Here is a 1,538-nt window from a genome sequence, read left to right as displayed (position 1 = left end):
TTATTATCCTGAACCTTTATTATATAAGAACCTGCACCTAAATTCTCATAAGTACTTTTTGAACTTAATTTCATAGGTTCAGTTGATGTGACAAGCGATATACCATATTGATATTCTCCCGAACCTCCGGTAACTGAAAGACTGATTTTTCCATCTGTTTTTTCAAAACAGCTTACTTCTCTCTGGTCTACGCTCACAATAAGAGGGCTAGGTTCTTCTATAGTAAACTCTTCTGATTCTGCTTCGCAGTCTACACTGGTTACTTTTACTTTATAAGTGCCTGCTCCAAGACCACTGAAAATACCTGATTCTCGCGGACCAATTTCTGCTCCTGTTACTGTATTTACTAATGTATACCAATAATCTAGTAAACCTCCTGTTGCTGTTGCTGTTATTTTGGCATTTTTGCTCTCTCTATCGCAACCTACAAAAGTATCTGACAGATCTAAATCTATTGTTAACTCCGGAATTGGAGCTATAACGACTATATTAGTCAGTACTGCCTCACAGTCGTTGGCATCTTTTACATAATATTTATAAGAGCCCGGCTGTACCTCTATTCTGGCAAGTGGGAAATAATTATCTCCGTCAATACTATACTGATAGGGAGCGGTTCCTCCTGTTACTTCAAATTTTAATACTGCTCCTTTTTTACAGCTAAGCTCTTCATCGGTTAATAAAGAAGCAATAATAGAATCCGGTTGTTTAATTTCAATAGTATTGGTCTCTCCTTTACAATTCCATCCATCATAAATCGTTACATAATATGTACCGGCTCCTAAACCTGAAAACTCATTACTTAACTGGGGTCCTGATGTTGTACCATTCTCATAATGTAAAACATAAACATAGGTATCAACTCCCTGTCCACCTGTAGCAGCTACTGTAATTATAGCGTTTTTGTATCCAAAGCAGGATAAATCATCTGCAACAATAGTCCCTGTTATCGGCACAGGTTCACTTAATATAATCTTTTCTGATGCTACTTCGCAACCACTACGATCTTTTACTGTAATTTGATACTCTCCCGGAGGTAAATCACTAAAGATCCATCTCTCTGAAAAGGGTTTAACTACACTGTTACTCAATAAATTGACTAACTGATACTGATAATCTCCCCAGCCTCCTGTTGCTGTTGCTCTGATCTCTCCTTTGTTAAGATCACAGGTTACAGAGGTCGGCTCTCCTACGCTTAATACCAGAGGTACTTCCGGTTCAAAAACTTCAAATTCTATTGATTTTGAACAATAAGGGAAATCCTGCTCTTTCACTTTAAGAGTATATTTTCCGGCTCCTAAATCAATAATCGGTTTTGTGTTTTCCGGTATATTTATATAAGTTCCTGATTTAATAGATGTTGTCGTATTGAATATGAATATCTCCCAGTTAAATAATCCTGAATAATCGGTATTCTCTATTGAAAAAGTAACCTTACCTGATTCTGTTTCATGACAAACTACATCATTTAATTTTGTAACGGTCAGAACCAAATCATCTGGATTTATCACAGTATGAGACGTATGAATTACACAACCAGT

General features: G+C 36.5%; 1 protein-coding gene. It reads right to left on the bottom strand.

Going from position 1 to position 1,538, the window contains the following annotated elements:
- Positions 1-1,538: SprB repeat-containing protein (locus tag AC4FQX_RS15110; protein ID WP_491168551.1), on the bottom strand; the 1,538-nt coding region annotated here is incomplete at both ends.

Source organism: Flavobacterium sp. AK-301 (genome assembly GCF_058310215.1).
This window is presented reverse-complemented; position numbering and strand designations above follow the sequence as displayed.